This is a genomic window from Streptomyces sp. NPDC001401 (assembly GCF_042895385.1).
Classification (GTDB): domain Bacteria; phylum Actinomycetota; class Actinomycetes; order Streptomycetales; family Streptomycetaceae; genus Streptomyces.
On the sequence record NZ_JBIAWI010000011.1, the window covers coordinates 242780 to 260543 of the forward strand.

General features: G+C 71.2%; 16 protein-coding genes. 8 read left to right on the plus strand and 8 right to left on the minus strand.

From position 1 onward, the window contains the following. Positions 1-26: 26 nt before the first annotated feature. From ACFY10_RS32910 to ACFY10_RS32920, 3 genes are read left to right on the plus strand one after another with little or no spacing between them, the layout of a single operon-like run. Entirely contained in the window at positions 27-2369 is a 2343-nt protein-coding gene (locus tag ACFY10_RS32910; RefSeq protein ID WP_390668871.1) for an FHA domain-containing protein, read from the plus strand. Beyond that, a complete protein-coding gene (locus ACFY10_RS32915; protein WP_390668872.1) occupies positions 2369-2914 on the plus strand; it encodes a hypothetical protein in 546 nt (181 codons plus the stop codon). Before ACFY10_RS32910 ends, ACFY10_RS32915 begins: the two co-directional genes overlap by 1 nt. Further along, the gene (locus ACFY10_RS32920; protein ID WP_390668873.1) at positions 2904-3905 is read left to right on the plus strand and encodes a serine/threonine-protein kinase; all 1002 of its coding nucleotides are present in this window, start codon (positions 2904-2906) and stop codon (positions 3903-3905) included. Before ACFY10_RS32915 ends, ACFY10_RS32920 begins: the two co-directional genes overlap by 11 nt. A gap of 85 nt (positions 3906-3990) precedes the next feature. Here the strand turns inward: ACFY10_RS32920 and ACFY10_RS32925 are convergent, their stop codons facing one another. Next, the gene (locus tag ACFY10_RS32925; RefSeq protein ID WP_390668874.1) at positions 3991-4407 is read right to left on the minus strand and encodes a nuclear transport factor 2 family protein; all 417 of its coding nucleotides are present in this window, start codon (positions 4405-4407) and stop codon (positions 3991-3993) included. Between the two features lie 53 nt (positions 4408-4460). Continuing rightward, the gene (locus ACFY10_RS32930) at positions 4461-5738 is read right to left on the minus strand and encodes a streptophobe family protein (protein ID WP_390668875.1); all 1278 of its coding nucleotides are present in this window, start codon (positions 5736-5738) and stop codon (positions 4461-4463) included. 161 nt (positions 5739-5899) lie between these two features. On the opposite strand from ACFY10_RS32930, the gene ACFY10_RS32935 reads away from it, so the two are divergent. Next, positions 5900-7066 (plus strand): DUF6777 domain-containing protein, encoded by a 1167-nt coding sequence (locus tag ACFY10_RS32935; RefSeq protein WP_390668876.1) that lies wholly within the window; start codon positions 5900-5902, stop codon positions 7064-7066. Positions 7067-7231: 165 nt separating this feature from the next. Beyond that, positions 7232-7687 carry an ATP-binding protein gene (locus ACFY10_RS32940; RefSeq protein WP_390668877.1) on the plus strand — a complete coding sequence of 152 codons (456 nt, stop codon included), beginning with the start codon at positions 7232-7234 and terminating at the stop codon, positions 7685-7687. Positions 7688-7745: 58 nt separating this feature from the next. Here the strand turns inward: ACFY10_RS32940 and ACFY10_RS32945 are convergent, their stop codons facing one another. Then, positions 7746-8633, minus strand: coding sequence for an RNA polymerase sigma factor SigF (locus ACFY10_RS32945; RefSeq protein ID WP_390668878.1), 888 nt, complete (start codon positions 8631-8633; stop codon positions 7746-7748). Between the two features lie 104 nt (positions 8634-8737). After that, positions 8738-9517 carry a class I SAM-dependent methyltransferase gene (locus ACFY10_RS32950; RefSeq protein WP_390669002.1) on the minus strand — a complete coding sequence of 260 codons (780 nt, stop codon included), beginning with the start codon at positions 9515-9517 and terminating at the stop codon, positions 8738-8740. An 87-nt stretch (positions 9518-9604) separates the two neighbouring features. Here ACFY10_RS32950 and ACFY10_RS32955 point away from each other — a divergent pair, with 87 nt between their 5' ends. Next, positions 9605-10018 (plus strand): helix-turn-helix domain-containing protein, encoded by a 414-nt coding sequence (locus ACFY10_RS32955; protein ID WP_390668879.1) that lies wholly within the window; start codon positions 9605-9607, stop codon positions 10016-10018. Between the two features lie 22 nt (positions 10019-10040). On the opposite strand, the gene ACFY10_RS32960 is transcribed toward ACFY10_RS32955, so the two are convergent. The 3 genes from ACFY10_RS32960 to ACFY10_RS32970 form a co-directional block, all read right to left on the minus strand. Next, positions 10041-10643 carry a ClpP family protease gene (locus ACFY10_RS32960; RefSeq protein WP_390668880.1) on the minus strand — a complete coding sequence of 201 codons (603 nt, stop codon included), beginning with the start codon at positions 10641-10643 and terminating at the stop codon, positions 10041-10043. Position 10644: 1 nt separating this feature from the next. Then, the gene (locus tag ACFY10_RS32965; protein WP_390668881.1) at positions 10645-11283 is read right to left on the minus strand and encodes a ClpP family protease; all 639 of its coding nucleotides are present in this window, start codon (positions 11281-11283) and stop codon (positions 10645-10647) included. A gap of 108 nt (positions 11284-11391) precedes the next feature. Beyond that, on the minus strand, positions 11392-12597 hold the full coding sequence (locus tag ACFY10_RS32970; protein WP_390668882.1) for an epoxide hydrolase family protein: 1206 nt from the start codon (positions 12595-12597) through the stop codon (positions 11392-11394). A gap of 123 nt (positions 12598-12720) precedes the next feature. Between ACFY10_RS32970 and ACFY10_RS32975 the strand changes: the two genes are divergently transcribed. Continuing rightward, positions 12721-13203, plus strand: coding sequence for a VOC family protein (locus ACFY10_RS32975; protein ID WP_390668883.1), 483 nt, complete (start codon positions 12721-12723; stop codon positions 13201-13203). Positions 13204-13276: 73 nt separating this feature from the next. On the opposite strand, the gene ACFY10_RS32980 is transcribed toward ACFY10_RS32975, so the two are convergent. Next, a complete protein-coding gene (locus tag ACFY10_RS32980) occupies positions 13277-15805 on the minus strand; it encodes a beta-L-arabinofuranosidase domain-containing protein (protein ID WP_390668884.1) in 2529 nt (842 codons plus the stop codon). Positions 15806-16179: 374 nt separating this feature from the next. On the opposite strand from ACFY10_RS32980, the gene ACFY10_RS32985 reads away from it, so the two are divergent. Then, positions 16180-17763 (plus strand): ABC transporter substrate-binding protein, encoded by a 1584-nt coding sequence (locus ACFY10_RS32985; protein WP_390668885.1) that lies wholly within the window; start codon positions 16180-16182, stop codon positions 17761-17763. Position 17764: the final 1 nt, after the last annotated feature.

Sequence of the window (17764 nt, forward strand, 5' to 3'; positions counted from 1 at the left end):
GTGGACGAATCGGTAGAATTCACGTCATGGCAGAGCGGCCTGTCGCGCCGACTGCGCCCGAACTCGTCCTGGAGACCGAGGCGGGCTCCACGGTGATGAGCCCGGGCCGCGACTACCACGTCGGACGCGACCCGCTCAGCGACATCGTCATCGACGATGCACGGGTCTCGTGGCACCACGCGGTGCTGCGCCCCGAGGCGGGCCGCTGGACCATCGAGGACGAGAACAGCACCAACGGCACCTTCGCCGACGGCCGCCGCATCCACGAGCGGGGCGTGGGCCCCGGCAGCGTCATCCGCTTCGGTAACCCGTCCGACGGCCCGTGCGCCACCCTCGTCAGCCCTCCGACACCGGTCCCCGAGCGCCCCTCCGCAGTGTCGATGCCCGGCCTGACCGGCACCTTCCGGCGGCCCACCACCGTACGGCCGCTGCCCGCCCGCACCGTCCGCATCGGCCGCGCCGCCGAGAACGACCTGGTCATCGACGACCTCGTCGTCTCCCGGCTGCACGCCGAACTGCGTGCCCTGCCCGACGGCAGCTACGAGATCGCCGACCTGGGCAGCCACAACGGCACCTTCCTCAACGGCTCGCCCGTCACCGTCGCCCCGATCGGCCCCGGCGACATCGTCGGCATCGGCCACTCCGCGTTCTGCCTCGTCGGCGACCAGCTGCAGGAGTTCGTCGACACCGGCGAGGTCTCCCTGGACGTACAGGAGCTCACCGTCGCCGTCGACCGCGGCCGCAAGACCCTCCTCGACCATGTGTCGTTCCCGGTGGGGGAGAAATGTCTGCTCGCCGTCGTCGGCCCGAGCGGCGCCGGCAAGTCCACACTCCTGAACGCCCTCACCGGCCAGCGGCCCGCCGACCACGGCACCGTGCTCTACGACGGCCGCGACCTCTACCGCGACTACGCCGAGCTGCGCCAGCGCATCGGCCTGGTCCCGCAGGACGACATCCTGCACTCCCAGCTGACCGTCCGCAGCGCCCTGTCCTATGCAGCCGAGCTGCGCTTCCCCGAGGACACCGTGAAGGCCGAGCGCCGGGCCCGGGTCGACGAGGTCATCCGCGAACTGGGCCTTGAGCAGCGCGCCGGCCAGCCGGTGCACAGCCTGTCGGGCGGGCAGCGCAAGCGGGTCAGCGTGGCCCTGGAGCTGCTGACCAAGCCTTCGCTGCTCTTCCTCGACGAGCCGACCTCCGGCCTGGACCCCGGCATGGACCGCTCGGTGATGCACATGCTGCGCGGCCTCGCCGACGACGGCCGGACCGTCGTCGTCGTCACCCACAGTGTGCTGAGCCTCGACGTGTGCGACCGGCTCCTCGTGCTCGCGCCCGGCGGCAGGATCGCCTACTACGGCCAGCCCGAGGACGCCCTTGCCTTCTTCGGCTTCGAGCAGTGGCCGGAGGCCTTCGAGGCCTTCGAACGCGACCACGACCGCGACTGGGCCGGCGACTACCGCTTCTCGCCCTTCCACCGGCACTACATCACCGAAGCCACCGCCCAGCCCCGCGTGCCCCGCTCGGGCCCGGTCGTGATCGCCCCGCCGGCCCGGCCCCGCAGCCGGGGCGCCCAGCTCGGCACGCTGGTGCGCCGCTACACCGCCGCACTCGGCGCCGACCGCACCTTCCTCGCCATCATGATCGCCCTGCCGTTCGTGATGGGCGCCATGGCCCGCGCCCTGGCCGGCAGCAGGCTGACGCAGGAGACCGCGATGAACGCGCTGCTCATCCTGTGCGTCGGCGGAGTGCTCACCGGCGCGGCGAACGCCGTGCGTGAACTCGTCAAGGAACGCACCATCTACCAGCGCGAACGGGCTGTGGGCCTGTCCAGATCGGCGTATCTGATGTCGAAGGTCGTCGTACTGGGCACGATCACCGTGCTGCAGGCCGTGGTGCTGACCCTGGTCGCCCTCCTGGGCGTCGACCTCAACGCGCCCGGCGGCGAAGGCGTGTTGATGCCGCCCCTTGTCGAAATCACCGTCGCCGTCGCCCTGCTGGCGTTCACGGCGATGACGCTCGGCCTGCTGGTGTCCGCGCTGGTGCGCAAGGAGGAGGTGACGATGCCGCTGCTGGTGCTGCTCGCCATCGTCCAAGTCGTCTTCTGCGGCGCCCTGCTGAAGCTGCACGGAGTGCCTGGTCTGGAGCAGCTGTCCTGGCTGGTGCCCTCCCGGTGGGCGCTCGGCGCGATGGCCGGCACCGTCGGCCTGGCGCGGATCGTGCCGGGCGACCTGACCGGCGATCCGCTGTTCAAGCACTCGGCCGGGGTGTGGCTGCTGAACATCGCCATGCTGGTGGTGCTCTCGGCGGTCTTCTGCTTCGCCGTGTCCCGGCTGCTGCGCCGGCACGAACCCGCCGTGATGCGGAAGTCGTGATGGCGACGCCCGGCTTCCGGCCCACCCACGTCGTCCCCCAGGACGGCATGCCGGCCTGGGAGAGCCCCGACCCCGCCCGCCCCACCGTGCCCCTCGACCCGCTGCTGCCGGTCCAGCTCGTCGAGCGGCGCGGCGACTGGGGGCACGTGCTGTGCGCCAACGGCTGGTCCGCCTGGGTCGACGGCCGCTTCCTGGTCGCCGTACCCCAGGACCCGCCCGCCACCGGCGGCCCACAGGCCCGCACCGCCGACCCCCGCCCCCTGCTGGCCCGCACCGAACAGACCCTGGCCCGCTACCGCACCGCGGTCGAGGAACTGGCCCGCGGCGGCCTCGACGGCGAGTCCTTCCGCGGCCGTACGCAGGGACTGCGCATCGGGGTCGTCGTCGACGGCGAGTCGATGTGGCTGTACGACACCGAGCAGGGGCGGTGGGTGTACGGCGACGGAAAGCACCTGAGCACCTACGCCGCCGACGACGAACCCCGCGCCGCACCGGCCGACCCCGGCCACGCCCCCACCCAGGTCGTGACCCCCGATGGCCCGTGACACGAGCCTGTTCTCGGGCCGGCCCTCCGAGCTGATCGGCAGGCAGGTCGCCGGCTACCGCATCGAGCGCGAGATCGGCCGCGGCGGCATGGCCGTCGTCTACCGCGCCCGGGACCTGCGCCTGGACCGCACGGTCGCGCTCAAGCTGCTCGCCCCCGAACTCGCCCGCAACGACACCTTCCGGCTCCGCTTCACCCACGAGTCCCGGGCGGCCGCCGCGATCGACCACCCGCACATCGTGCCGGTCTACGAGGCGGGCGAGACGGACGGCGTCCTGTACATCGCCATGCGTTACGTCGAGGGCAGCGACCTGCGTCATCTGCTCGACCGGCGCGGCCCGCTCGCGCCCGCGGCCGCGCTGCGCATCGCCGCGCAGATCGCCTCCGCGCTGGATGCCGCCCACGAGCACGGGCTGGTCCACCGGGACGTGAAACCCGGCAACATCCTGGTCGCCCGCGGCACCGACAGCGACCACCCCGAGCACGCCTACCTGACCGACTTCGGTCTGACGAAGAAGTCGCTGTCCCTGACCGGCTTCACCACCGTCGGCCAGTTCGTCGGCACCCTCGACTACGTGGCCCCGGAGCAGATCTCCGGCCGGCCCGTCGACGCCCGCTGCGACGTCTACGGGTTCGCCTGCGTCGTGTTCGAGTGCCTGGCGGGCCGCCCGCCCTTCCGGCGCGACGACGACATGGCCCTGCTGTGGGCCCACCAGTACGACCAGCCGCCCCCGCTGACGGAGTCCCGCCCCGACCTCGCCCCGGCCGTCGACGCCGTGTTCACCAAGGCCCTGGCCAAGAGCCCGGACGCCCGCCACGACTCCTGCCTCGCGTTCGTCGCCGCCCTGCGCACAGCCGTGACCGGCGCCGCCCCGGGCACCGACCACGACCACCCGCCGACGGAGGTGGACCTGCGGGCCGTGCGCACGGCAAAGGAGGGGCCCGAGCCGCCACCGCGCTGGGCCGAGCCGGTCTTCCGGGGCCGCAGCTGAGCGCTCCGCGGCGGAGCCGCACATGGACACAGCCCCGCGCCCCTTCGGGGCGCCGCTGAGGCGCAGCGGACTTCACCGAGGCCGCTCAGGCCTCCTGGCCGAGCCCGCCGAGGGGCACCCGGCGCGCCACGACCTTGCGCCGGCAGATGCGCCAGCCCGCGTCGCCGCGCACCACGACGTCCTCGTACGTCACGGACCCGCACGAACCGTCGGACATGATCCCCAGCCCCTTGGAGCGGGCACGGACCCGGTCGTCGAACACCTCCTCGATCACCACGTTGGTGACGTGATGCGCCACGGGGTTCTTCGCACCCAGTGCCAGCGCGGCCTCCTTGAGGGCGGTGAGCCCGAAGATCTCGCCCTGGCCGAAGTCCGACAGGTCGTAGACGACGTCCGTGGTGAACACCTCGCCCGAGCGGTCCAGTTCCCCGCCGTCGACCAGATGGCCGTGCAGGGCGATCAACTCGGTGACGGCCAGGCGGTCTTCCAGAGCGAACGCCATGTCGTGCCCTTCCCCTCGACACCGCGACCGATCGCAGGCTCCCACGGACGGCATCACCCTTCCCACCTCTTTTCCGCCTCGCCCCGGCGCTGCACCGGCCGTGCCAGCAGCGCGCCGAGGAAGCCGGTCACCAGCCCCCACAGCACCGCGAACCCCAGTGCGGTCCACACCTTCGGTTTCAGGAACAGATCCCCGGACAGATCTCCGCCCAGGTTTCCGATGCCGAGCAACGACAGCCCGTAGTGCGCGGAGATCCGGCCCACCAGGCAGATCATGAGCACGGTCAGCGCGAGGGCGACGGCCATGTGCAGGGCGTGCTGCCAGGCCCGCATCCGAGCCGGGGAGCGGGCCGCCATCACGAACGCGGCCGCCAGCAGCAGCACCGCGTCGACGGCCACCAGCCACCACACCCTCCCGTCGTGGTCGGCGAGCGTGCTCAGGTTGAGCGTGGCGACCTCCTTGGTGCGCAGCACCTCGTCGAGCACATGCGGCATGGGCAGCCCGAACGGTCCCTGCACCCGCCCCGTCCAGGTGGCACCGAGACCGAGCGTGAACGCCAGCCAGACCAGGTTCGGCAGACCCAGCAGGATCACCGCCAGGGTCTCCGCGGAGTGGCCGCGGGTCACCGCGACGACCAGCGCGACGACGACGCCCAGGACGACGAACGCGAGCAGCAGCACGACTATGGCGTACGCGGCCGGCCGCACCGACTCCTGAAAGCGCAGCAGCCGCCCCGGCAGCGGCGCCCCGCGCGAGACCAGCAGCGCCAGCACCAGCACCCCCGCCAGCCACAGCACACCGAAGAACAGGGTCAGCGGCACGTCCGCCTTGAAGCCGACCTTCGGCGAGACGCCGAACAGGTCGCCGATGTCGCCGAGGGTCCCGTTGCCGAGGTCGACCGCGAAGCTCTGGCGGGCGCCGAGGGCAAGGCCGAGCAGCGCCAGCAGCCACACGACTGCAACCCGGGCGGCCCACCCGGCCAGCTCCGGGGCTCCGGCGACCGCCCGGTGCCGCAACGGGCGCAGAAAACCTGCGGCGAGCACGAGGGCCCCCACCAGCGTCACCGACAGCGGGATCACGGTCATTCCGGCCGCGGACTCGGCCAGCGCGCCGGCGTTCCCCGACAGCTCGATCGTGCCGCCGACGGCCGTGACGACCGTCGCCGCGACGACCCTGGGGAACGCGCCGTCCGGGAGATCCGCAGCGCCGGCCGCCCACAACCCCAGGCCGGCGACCACCCCCATGGCGATCAGCGCGGCCAGCACCGCGGCCAGGGCCTGCACCCAGCCGTGGCGGGCGACGGCCAGGTCGGAGGGGGTTCGCGGGCTCACCCTCGCCACGCTAAGCAGCCCCTGCGCGCCCCGCCCGCCGGGAGGGCCGTCCGCGTCGGCTTGCGGGCGGCACCGCACCGGAGCACACAATGGGTACGCCAGGTAGGAAAGCGGCACAACTCGGGGCAGTCCGCAGGAAACCGCGTCGGGAAGAAGAGCTCGTGAGCGTCGAACCTCCGTCCTCCGGCCGCCCCACAGGCCCCCCTTCCGGCCCGCTCTCGGGCCCCTCCCAGCCCCCCTCGGGCCCGCCCTCGCAACCACCGGGCAGCGGCGGCGGCACACCCTCGCCGCCGCCCCACCGCCCCTGGTGGAAGTCCGCACCCCGCGTCGCCGTGCTCACCACCGCGGTGGTCGCCGCCGTGGTCCTGGCCGTCGTGTTCACCCGCTCCGACGGCGGCTCGGGCAAGGGCGGAGAGGTCTTCCTGCAGGCCGCGGGCAAGACCGGCCCCGACCCGTTCACACAGTCGACGGCCAAGGACAGCTCCGCCCCGCCCGTCTCCGCCTCCCCGGCCACCGAATCGGCACCGGCGAACGCGGTACGGGGCGTCGACGGCGGCGCGCCCGGACTGTACGGCGGCACCCGCAACATCTCCAGCTGCGACGTCGAGCAGCAGATCAAGGCCCTTCGAGCGGCCCCGTCGAAGAACACGGCGTTCGCCTCGGTCGCCGGCGTCGGCCCCTCCCGGGTCCCCGCCTACCTCCGCTCGCTCACCCCCGTACAACTGCGCATGGACACCCGCGTCACCAACCACGGCTACCGCAACGGCGCCGCCACCGGCTACCAGGCCGTCCTGCAGGCGGGCACGGCCGTCCTCGTCGACGGCCATGGCGTGCCCCGCGTGCGCTGCGCCTGCGGCAACCCGCTGACGCCGCCCGTCGCCCAGACCACCCCGAGGCGGACCGGCGACAGCTGGCCGTCGTACCGCTCCTCGAACGTCGTGGTGGTCACCCCTGCACCGCAGATCATCAACATCTTCGTCATCTACGACCCCGACCACGACGAATGGATCTCCCGGCACCGCGGCGACACGGGCCACCACGACCACCGGACCGAGCCGCCGGTCAAGCCCTCCCCGTCGGTGAGCGTGTCCACGCCGACGGCACCGTCCTCGCCGTCGTCCCCGTGCGCCTCCTCGCCCGGCGCGAGCACCGGCACACCGACCCCCTCCACGACCACCACCTCCTGCCCGCCGACGTCAACGGCTCCCTCCTCTCCGTCGCCGAGCTCCGAATCACCCTCCACCGGGCCCGGGACGACCCAGCCGGAATCACCCGCGTCCTCGGCTCCTCAGCCGCCCTCCGTCTCCGATACGACGACCCAGGCGTAGGCCGGGGCTGCCGCGCCGTACAGTGCTGCAGAGGCGAGCACCACATGACCGGCGTTCCGCGTGGAAGCGGACACATCGGCCCGGACGGGGACTGCCGGGCGCGGCTCGGGGTAGCAGCACTGATGCAGCAGCGTCCGGCCGGGCCGGCTTCCGAGAGAGAAATGCATGATCGAGCACGTGGGCGGGGCAGTGATACCGACTGGTTTCGACGTGCCCGTGGAACCGCTACGGCGGGCGGCGCACTACAGCGGCGAACCGGGATGCATCGCCGAGGCGCGGTCCTTCGCCGCGCACTTCGTGGGCCGGCTCCGCACCGAATGGTGCGCCAAGATCGACGACCGCGCCCAGGACGAGGTGCTGCTCGTCGTGAGCGAACTGGTCACCAACGCGGACCGGCACAGCAACGGGCCGTACATCCTGGAGCTCGAGGGCACGGACACCGCGGTCACGGTGTGCGTCTACGACAGCAGCGCGGCCCTGCCGCGGCGCTTTCCGCGGGACCCCGAGCGCGTCGGCCGGCACGGACTGGAGATCGTCCATGTGCTGGCGACGCGGGTCACCGTGGAGCGGGTGCCGGTCGGCAAGCGGGTGTCCGCCGTGGTGGGCCTGAACAGCGCGTGACCGCCGCGGTCGCCCGTGTCGGCGACCGCGGCGGTCACGGGGCGGGAGTGGCCGGCCGTCACGCGCAGCCGAGTTCGCCCAGCATTCCCTCGCGCAGTTGCGCAATGATCCGCTTGATCAGGCGGGAGACATGCATCTGCGAGCAGCCGAGCCGTTCGCCGATCTCCGCCTGGGTGGCCTCCTCCACGAACCTCATGTGGATGATCTGCCGGTCGCGCTCGCCGAGTTCCGCCATCAGTGGGGCCAGCGACTGGAAGTCCTCGACGAGCCGCAGCCCGTCCTCCTCCACACCGATGAAGTCGGCGAGCACCGCCTCGCCGCCCTCCGGACCGTCGCCGGTGAGCGCTGCGTCCAGGGACGAGGAGTTGTAGCCGTTGGACGCTATCTGTGCCTCGATCACCTCGTCCTCGGGGATGTTCATCAAGGTGGCGAGCTCGGGAACCGTCGGCTCCCGGTCCAGCCGGCTGGCGAGCTCCTCACGCGCCTTGGCCAGTTCGACGCGCAGTTCCTGCAGCCGGCGCGGCACGTGCACCGCCCAGGTGGTGTCACGGAAGAAACGCTTGATCTCGCCGACGATGTACGGCAGCGCGAACGAGGTGAACTCGACCTCACGGGACAGCTCGAACCGGTCGATCGCCTTGATCAGGCCGATCATCCCGGTCTGGACGATGTCCTCCATGTCGTCGCCGCGTCCCCGGAACCGCCCGGCCGCGAACCGCACCAGCGAGATGTTCATCTCGATGAGCGTGTTGCGCGCGTACTGGAATTCGTACGTGCCCTCCTCGAGTTGCGAGAGGCGCTGGAAGAACTGACGGGAAAGCTCCCGTGCGTCACGCGGAGCCACGGCCCGCGGCTCCGCGATCCCCGGCAGTGGTCCATCACCCGTGCAGGTCCCGGCGGTCTTCTCGACGACCTCTGCCTCCGACCGTTCCACGGCGGTGTCCATTTCCTCTCCCACGAGTCATGGTTCGACGTCTGTCTGGGGCGTGCTCCTCTGGATGCGGGTACCCGCTCTGCGCCGGTACATGCCCGCGGCCGGGGCAGTACACCTCACGCCGCGACGCGGGTGGCCACGATCAGTTCGTGGAGGTAGCGCTTGGTGACGGATCCGCCGTACCGCGTGTCGATCAGTTGCCGCAGGCAGGCCAGCAGGCCGCGCTGTGCCGTTTCGTCCAGTGCGCGGTGGCCGGCGTAGGTGAGCAGGACGTCGATGTACTGGTCGGTGGTGTAGGTGAGGTCCTGGGTGCAGCGCGCCATGGTGATCTGCTCGAAGTGCGCGAAGTCGTCCAACTCCCCGGTGTACATGGTCACGTCGGACGCCGGCTGCAGGCGCAGGCCGGGCGGTGTGGCCGGATCCCAGCGCTCGTAGCAGCTCTGGGCCCGGGCGAAGAACTCCACGGTGCCGCCGGCCACGTGCTCCGTGGTGACGAGGGCGAGCTGCCCGCCGGGACGCAGTGCCTGCGCGGCCTTGACCACCCGCACCGCCGGGTCGACCCAGTGGAAGGCGGTGGCGCACACCACCAGGTCGAACGGCTCGCGGGGCAGCTCCCACTCCTCGAAGGCCGCCACCTGCACCTGCACCCGCGGGAACGCGCGCAGCCGCCGCCGGGCCACGTCCGCCATCGCGTCACCCAGCTCCACCGCGGTGATACGGCAGCCGAACTCCGCCAGCGCCAGGGTGAGCTGGCCGGTACCCGGTCCGATCTCCAGGACCCGGCTGTCCGGGCCGAGGCCTGTCGCGCGGGCCAGTTCGCCGACCAGGGCGCGGGGATAGCGCGGCCGAGCCCGGTCGTACAACTCCGCAGCCTCGTTGAACGTCTCCCGCAACACCGTCACCGCAGCCTCCGCCTCTGAGATTCCACCCAGGGCAGAATGCCGATCTCTTCCCATCGAGGCGAGGGAATTTAGTCTGAGGTGGTGAGCAGCCAAGCGCCGAACGAAGCCCGGGTCATTCCGCTGCGCCGCCCGCAGGGCGAGCGCCCCGTCGCCCCTCCTCCGCCACTCAAGGAACCCCTGTCTCCGCCCAGGGAACCACTGTGGCGTGACCTCGTCGGCGACGTCCTGCGGCGCGAACGCCTCGCGCAGGAACGCACCCTGAAGGACGTGGCCGACGCGGCCCGGATCTCCATGCCGTATCTCTCCGAGGTGGAGCGCGGCCGCAAGGAGGCCTCGTCGGAGGTCCTCGCGGCCGCCGCCCACGCCCTGGGACTCGGTCTCGGCGACCTGCTGTCGCGGGCGCAGGGAGAGCTCACCCGGATCAGCAGCCGGCAGACCGGCAGGAGCCGCCGGACGTCCACTTCGCCGTACAACGGACTCTGCCTGGCCGCCTGACGGGCGCTTGCGGGCCGGCGCCTCAGACCGTGGCGAGGCGCCGGCTCAGCACCTGGTCGGCCAGCCCGTACGCCACCGCCTCCTCGGCGGTGAACACCTTGTCGCGGTCCATGTCCGCGCGCAGCGTCGCGATGTCGTGGTGCGTGTGCCGGGCCAGGACCTCCTCGACCTGGGAGCGGATGCGCACCATCTCCTGGGCCTGCAGCGCGAGATCGGAGATCGTGCCCCGGCTGCCCCCGGCGGCCGGCTGTCCCAGCAGCACCCGTGCGTGCTCCAGCACGATCCGCCGCCCGGGGTCCCCGCCGGCCAGCAGGACGGCCGCCGTGGAGGCCGCCTGCCCGACGCAGACCGTCGAGATCGGTGCCTGCACGTAGGTCATCGTGTCGTAGATCGCCATGAGTGAAGTGAACGATCCGCCGGGCGAGTTGAGGTAGATGGAGATTTCGTTCTCCGGTGCCGACGACTCCAGATGGAGCAGTTGCGCGATGACGACGTTGGCCACGCCGTCGTCGATCTCGGTGCCGATGAAGATGATCCGCTCGGACAGCAGCCGGCTGAACACGTCGGAGGACCGCTCGCCGTTCGCGGTCCGCTCGACGACGTACGGAATCGTGTAGTTCCCCATGTCACAGCCCCATCCGTCGCTTCGAGGCGGCCGGGCGGACGTCCGCGAGGGACTCCAGGACCCGGTCCACCATGCCGTACTCCCTGGCCTCCTCGGCCGTGAACCAGCGGTCGCGGTCGCCGTCCCTGGCGATGGTCTCCGGGGTCTGGCCCGTGTTCTCGGCGATGAGCCGCTCCATGGTGCGTTTGGTGTGGTCCAGGTTCTCCGCCTGGATCTCGATGTCGGCGGTCGTGCCGCCGATGCCCGCCGATCCCTGGTGCATCATGATCCGCGCGTTCGGCAGGGCGTACCGCTTGCCGGGCGTACCGCCGCAGAGCAGGAACTGGCCCATGCTGGCCGCGAAGCCCATGGCGAGCGTCGAGACGTCGTTCGGGATCAGCCGCATGGTGTCGTAGATCGCGAGGCCTGCGTGCACCGACCCGCCCGGGCTGTTGATGTACAGGCTGATGTCGGTGCGCGGGTCCTCCGCGGACAGCAGGAGCAGCTGCGCGCAGACCCGGTTCGCGGAGACCTCGTCGACCTGGGTGCCGAGGAAGACGATGCGCTGGCCGAGGAGTTGGGCCGCGAGATGGTCGTCGTGCCGACTGGGCGGGGTGTCGCCCTCCTCGGCGCGGGGCGAGAGCGTGGTCAGTGGAGTCATGGCTTCTCCTGTCGAGCGGTGATGCCGTCGACTCCACTCTTGGCCCCGCCCCGGCCTGCCGTCCGGTTTCTCTGCCCGTGGCAGATTCGCCACGGGCAGAGCCCGACCTCAGCCCTTCTCGCGCAGCTGCCGGAAGAACGCCCGCACGTCCTTGACCAGCAGGTCGGGCTCCTCCATCGCGGCGAAGTGCCCGCCCCGGTCGAGTTCCGTCCAGCGCACGATGTTCTCCGTCCGCTCCGCCTTGTGGCGCAGCGGGATCTGCGGATCGCCGGGGAAGGACGCCACCGCGGTGGGGGCGGTGGAGGGCTCGTGCGGAGCGGCGATCCGCTCGCCCTCGGCGTGGGCACGCTCGTAGTAGAGGCGAGCGGACGAACCCGCCGTGCCCGTGAGCCAGTACAGCATCACGTTCGTGAGCATCAGGTCCCGGTCGACGGCCTCCTCGGGCAGTTCCTCGGAGTCCGTCCACTCCCGGAACTTCTCGACGATCCAGGCGAGTTGGCCGACCGGCGAGTCCGTCAGCGCATACGAGAGGGTCTGCGGCCGGGTCGACTGCTGGTGGAAGTAGCCCGTCCCGTCGCGGAACCACGCGGCCCACCGGCGCCACGAGGTCAGCGTCCGCTCCCGTTCCTCGGGGCTCAGCGCCTGAAGCTCCTCGGGGGTCGGCTCGGTGGCCGCCTGCGCGCCGGGCAGCAGGTTGAGGTGGATGCCGATGGCCCGGTCGGGGTGCACCCGGCCGAGTTCGCGGGAGATGGCCGCGCCCCAGTCGCCGCCCTGGGCGCCGAACCGCTCGTACCCCAGGCGCGACATGAGCGCGACCCACGCGTCCGCGATCCGGCGCGCCTCCCAGCCGGTCTCCCGGGTGGGCCCGGAGAACCCGAAGCCCGGAATGCTCGGCAGCACCACGTGGAAGGCGTCGGCCGGGTCGCCACCGTGCGCGGCCGGGTCCGTCAGCGGACCGACGATGTCCAGGAACTCGACGACCGAACCCGGCCAGCCGTGCGTGACGATCAGCGCGGTGGCGTCGGGCTCGGGGGAGCGGATGTGCGCAAAGTGCACCTGCGCGCCGTCGATCTCGGTCGTGAACTGCGGCCACTCGTTCAGCCGGGCCTCGGCCGTGCGCCAGTCGTACTCGTGCCGCCAGTACCCCACCAGCTCGCGCAGATAGTCCGAGGGCACGCCGTACGCCCATCCCACCCCGGGCAGCTCGTCGGGCCACCGCGTGCGGTCGAGGCGGTCGTGGAGATCGTCGAGGTCGCGCTGCGGGATGTCGATGCGGAAGGGACGGAGGCCGCTGTCGGCGGACGGAGTCGTCATGACCGCGATGCTAGTTCCGAACGGTGTAGCGGCCATCTGGATTAACCGGCCGAACGACCGATGAGTTCCGGCGCGAGGATCAGTCGACACAGGTGACCGCGTTCCACGCCCCAGGAGGTGCTCATGACCACCGACGGATTCACCACATGTCTCTGGTTCGACGGCCAGGCGGAGGAGGCCGCGCACTACTACGTGTCGATCTTCAAGAACTCCAGCGTCGGTCGCGTCGGCCGCAATGTCGAAGGAGGCGCGGGTCCCGCCGGCTCGGTGCTGGCGGTGGAGTTCACGGCCAACGGGCAGAAATTCGTCGCGCTCAACGGCGGCCCGCAGTTCAAGTTCAACGAGTCGGTCTCCTTCCAGATCTTCTGCGCGGACCAGGAGGAGATCGACTACTACTGGACCAAACTCACCGAGGGCGGCGGCGAGCCCGGCCCCTGCGGCTGGCTCAAGGACAAGTACGGCCTGTCCTGGCAGGTCGTGCCCGACAGGCTCATCGACATGATCAGTGATACGGACCAGGAGAAGGCGGCCCGCACGACCAAGGCGTTCATGGCGATGAGCAAGTTCGACATCGCCGCCCTGGAGAGGGCCTACGCGGGCGAGTGACGGTTGGGCCCCGTGCTTCGGCCGGTCCGCCCTCCACGGGGGAGGGGGCGGACCGGCCGTACCCGCCCGTCCGCTACGCGGAGGCCTGCGCCAGCGCCGCCACCTCGGCCGCGCTCAGCGTTCTGCCGTACACCCGGAAGTCGTCGACCGCGCCCTTCAGGTACGGATCGGCGTACTGCGACCTGCCGACGTACCCGGCGCGGATGTGGTTTCCGAAGTGGCGCGGCTCCACGGTGACGCCCGCGTTCCGGCCGGCTTCGGCGCCGTCGACGTACAGGACGGCGGTCCCGCCGCCGTAGGCCACCGCCACGTGCACCCACCGGTCGGCGGGCAGCGGGTCGGCGTCGATGCGCTGCTCGCCGCCCGCACCGCCGGCGGTGATCGCGTACCGCAGGGTGCCGTCGCCGCTGAGCGGGGTGAGGAACAGGTTGGCGGTGACGCCGGTGCCGACGTCGAAGATCCGGCTCCAGGCGCCTGGAGCCCCGTTCAGCCGTACCCAGGCGGCGAGCGAGTAGGCGGAGGCGCCCGCCAACAGGTCCTCGGCGAGGGCGACATGGCCGTCCGTGCCGTCCAGCGCCACCGCCCCGCCGATCCGCCCGGACGCCAGCCATGAGGCTCCGCCGACCAGTTGGGCCGCCTTTCCGTTGCCGGTGGCGTCGGCCGCGGTGGTGCCGGACGTCTCGTCGAAGCGGTGCCAGGCGGCGAACTGTGGGGGAGGGGGCGGGGGTGCGCCGGTGAGCCAGTACACCGAGTAGTGCTGGTGGTGGACGCGGGCGATCGGCAGCAGGGTCACGTCCTCGCCGTCGGCACGGGCGGTGAAATGCAGCGGGTTCGACGACTCCTGCTTCACGGAGTCGACGTCGAGGCGTGGCAGCGAGGAGTTCGCCCGGTCGCCGTATGCCCCCGCCAGGACCACCGGGCCGTGCAGCACCGCCTGGACATCGGGGTCGTCGGGGGTCGCCTCGACGGCCGTGCGCATCGGCAGGGACACCTCGACCCGGTCGCCGGTGCGCCATGCGCGCTCCAGGGTGAGCCAGGTGCCGGGCATCGGGCGGTCGGGCAGCGCAGTGCCGTTGAGGGTGGCACGGGCCTCGGAGGCCCAGGAGGGGATGCGGACCTGCAGCCGGTGCGTGGCCTGCCCGGCGGTCACCGTCAAGGTGGTGGTGGAGCTGTCGGGGAAGCCGGTGGTCTGCCGCCAGGTGATGCCCTGCTCGCGCCAGACGACCTGCGAGGGGATGAACAGGTTGACCAGCAGGCCGCGGTCGTCGTGCGTGTAGATCGTGTCGGCGAACTTGGCGTGGGTCTCCATGCCGGTGCCGTGGTCGCAGGAGAAGTTGTCGTAGTCGGTGGAGTAGGCGTTCGGGTCGGTGCCCATGAAGGACGGCTGGCGTTTGAACGAACCCGGTGCGAGGCCGGTGTAGTAGATGTTGAAGCCGTGCGCGGAGTCCGGGTCCTGCTCGCCCAGCATCTGGTTGAACAGGGCGCGCTCGTAGTAGTCGAGCAGGTCGGTGCGGTCCGGTGTGTGGAAGTGCAGCAGCCGGGTCAGCTTGAGCATGTTGTAGCTGTTGCAGTTCTCGCAGGTGTTGTCGGACAACTGGCCCGCGACGACGTCCGGTTCGTGGAAGGCCTCGCCGTTGCTGTTGCCGCCGATGACGTACGAGTGGTGATCGGTGACGATCTGCCAGAAGTTCGCGGCGATCGTGCGGTAACGGTCCGGCAGACCCTCCTCCCACAGCCGCAGTGCGCCGACCATTTTTGGGATCTGCGTGTTGGCGTGCAGACCTGCGAGCCGGTCCTCGCCCCGCGCCAGCGGATCGAAGACACGCGCGTGCGTGAAGCGCTCGGCGACGTCCAGCCACTTGCCGTCTCCGGTGAGGGCGTGCAGATCGGCGAGCACGTCGTTCATTCCGCCGAACTCGGTCTCCAGCACCCGCTGCATCTGCTCGTACGACAGCCTCGCGGTGCGTGCATCGACCCATCGCGCCTGCTGGAGCACCACGTCCAGGGCCTGCTTGTTCCCGGCCAGCCGGTACTGCTCGACCAGCCCGGCCATGATCTTGTGGATCGTGTAGTACGGCGCCCATACTCCGGTCCCGGCCTCCAGCCGGTCGAAGAAGCTCTCCGGGAAGGCGGACAGATACCCCTTCCCGAACCCCGCGGCGGGCGAGGCGGCCTGGCACTTGGCGAGTTCCGCGACGAGGGCGCGGCCCTTGTCCCGTAAGGCGGATTCCCCGGTGCCTGCGTAGGCGAGCGCGAGCCCGGACAGCAGATGGCCGGTGGAGTGGCCGCGCAGCTCGACGCTCGGCCCTTCCCAGCCGCCGCAGGGCTGGGCGCTGCTGGACAGACCGACGTTGGTGCGGAAGGTGTGCAGCAGCCGGTCGAGGTCGACGAAGCGCAGATACGCCGAGTTGCGGCGCTGGTTGTCGCGGAAGGCGCTGTCCAGGAGGGTCACCGCGGTGAGCGGTAAGGGCCGCACCGGGGTGGTGGCGGCCGGGGCGGCTCCGGGGGCGGCGTGCGCGGTCCCTGTGCCGGCGAGGGCGAAGGCCGCCGAGGCGGTGCCGGTGGCCGCGAGGAACTGACGTCTACCGAGGGGTGGGGTCATGACCAATGTCCTCCGCATGTCGAAGAGCCGAGGCGGCGGTGTCCCTCCACCGCCTCTCTCTTGTTCGAAATAACGAATGTTGTGCGACATGCTGTGCGGGGGACACGCTATGCGGCCGCTGTGTGATGTCAACAGCACTTGCAGAGACGGAAGTTGCCGCAGTGGTGGGATCAGGCCTCGCTGTCGAGTAGCGGCGCGTGCAGCAGCGCCGGACGCCGGCTGACCGCGGCCGTCGCGCCCGTCCCCCGTAACCGCTGCGTTTCCGACGTAAATTTCCGCGCCCGAAGGGTTGGCGGGAAACCGTCGTCTCGTTATCGTTCACGCACTTCACTCAATCGTTCCGCTGAACGAATAGCGGGAGGGACGGTCGGTCCATGTCCGACATCCACCATCCGGGTCGCCGGTCGGTGCTCGCCGCGGGCGCCGCTTCCGTGGCCTCGCTGGGCGCGTCCTGGCTGCTGTCCGGCTGTACCGGCGCCGCGGCGGCCCCCGTCCTGCCGGCCGCCGCCGTGCGGGGCGCACCCGACCGCGGCGGCACCCTGCGGATCGCCCGGCCACCCGCCTCCGACGCCGAGACCCTCGACCCGGCGAGCGCCCTGTCGGCGTACGAATACCTGGGCGCCCTGTACAACCGGCTGGTCCGCATCGGTACCGACGGCGAACTCGCGCCCGACCTCGCCGAGTCCTGGGAGGCGGACGGCAAGGCGCGCACCTGGACCTTCCGGCTCCGCAGGGGCGTCACCTTCCACGACGGCCGCGCCTTCACCTCCGCCGACGCCGCCTACACGCTGCGCCACATCCTCGACAAGGCGACGGCGTCCCCGCAGGCCGCGGTCCTCGCCCCGCTCGTCGACCCGGACAAGCTGCGCACGCCCGACGCCCACACCCTCGTCGTCCCGCTGAAGACCCCGAACGCCGAGTTCCCGAGCCTGCTGACGCACTACAACTGCTACGTCATCCCGGACGGCAGCGCGAAGTCGATCGGCCGCACGGGCATCGGCACCGGCCCCTTCGAACTGGAGTCGTTCGCGCCCGCAGGCCCGGGCCGCATCACCGCCTACGCCGACCACTGGGCCGGCCGCCCCGTCCTCGACGCGATCGCCTTCTACTCGGTCGCCGACATGTCCGCTCGCTCGAATGCCTTGCTGGCAGGGCAGGTTGACCTGCTCTCCCAGACCAACCTCGACTTCGCCACCGCCCGAGTCGTCGCCGCCTCCGACCGCGCCACCATCGCCCGCGTGAAGAACGCCCAGTGGTACGTGCTGCCGATGCTCACCACCGAGAAGCCCTTCACCGACGTCCGCGTCCGACAAGCCATGAAGCTCGCCTACGACCCCGAGCACGCGGTGCAGGTCGCCCTGCAGGGAGCGGGCACGGCCGGCTGGGACAACCCGGTGCCGCCGAGCGACCCCGCGTACATCTCCGCACACCCGAAACACGACCCGGAGCAGGCGCGCTTCCTGCTGAAGAAGGCGGGCCACGAAGGGCTGGCCGTGGACCTGTACACCTCCTCCTACGACCCCCTCTTCACACCGATGGCGCTCGCCTACCAGGACTCGGCCAAACGCGCCGGGATCCGCGTCCGCGTCAAGACGGCCTCTGCGGACTCGTACTACACACAGATCTGGATGAAGAAGCCGCTCATGGCCACCTACTGGTTCACCGGCCGGCCCGTCGACCAGCTCTTCACCCAGATCTTCCGCAGCGGCTCCTCCTACAACGAGACCGCCTGGTCGGACAAGAACTTCGACGCCGTCCTCGACCGGGCGCGCGCCGAGACGGACGACACCAAGCGCCGTGAACTGTACGGCGAGGCACAGACGTTGGTGATCGAGAAGGGCGGGGCGATGACCCCGATGTTCGCCGACCGGCTCGTCGGCATCTCGCGCAAGGTGCGCGGATACGCCGAGCACGGCTTCGAGTTCGACTACCTCGGCATCGGCCTGAAGGGGGCGTGAG

Bases quoted from the DNA above. Each gene is read 5' to 3' on its own strand.
- ACFY10_RS32910 (WP_390668871.1), top strand. From the start codon at position 27: ATGGCAGAGCGGCCTGTCGCGCCGACTGCGCCCGAACTCGTCCTGGAG.
- ACFY10_RS32915 (WP_390668872.1), top strand. From the start codon at position 2,369: ATGGCGACGCCCGGCTTCCGGCCCACCCACGTCGTCCCCCAGGACGGC.
- ACFY10_RS32920 (WP_390668873.1), top strand. From the start codon at position 2,904: ATGGCCCGTGACACGAGCCTGTTCTCGGGCCGGCCCTCCGAGCTGATC.
- ACFY10_RS32925 (WP_390668874.1), bottom strand. From the start codon at position 4,407: ATGGCGTTCGCTCTGGAAGACCGCCTGGCCGTCACCGAGTTGATCGCC.
- ACFY10_RS32940 (WP_390668877.1), top strand. From the start codon at position 7,232: ATGATCGAGCACGTGGGCGGGGCAGTGATACCGACTGGTTTCGACGTG.
- ACFY10_RS32945 (WP_390668878.1), bottom strand. From the start codon at position 8,633: ATGGACACCGCCGTGGAACGGTCGGAGGCAGAGGTCGTCGAGAAGACC.
- ACFY10_RS32960 (WP_390668880.1), bottom strand. From the start codon at position 10,643: ATGGGGAACTACACGATTCCGTACGTCGTCGAGCGGACCGCGAACGGC.
- ACFY10_RS32965 (WP_390668881.1), bottom strand. From the start codon at position 11,283: ATGACTCCACTGACCACGCTCTCGCCCCGCGCCGAGGAGGGCGACACC.
- ACFY10_RS32970 (WP_390668882.1), bottom strand. From the start codon at position 12,597: ATGACGACTCCGTCCGCCGACAGCGGCCTCCGTCCCTTCCGCATCGAC.
- ACFY10_RS32975 (WP_390668883.1), top strand. From the start codon at position 12,721: ATGACCACCGACGGATTCACCACATGTCTCTGGTTCGACGGCCAGGCG.
- ACFY10_RS32980 (WP_390668884.1), bottom strand. From the start codon at position 15,805: ATGACCCCACCCCTCGGTAGACGTCAGTTCCTCGCGGCCACCGGCACC.
- ACFY10_RS32985 (WP_390668885.1), top strand. From the start codon at position 16,180: ATGTCCGACATCCACCATCCGGGTCGCCGGTCGGTGCTCGCCGCGGGC.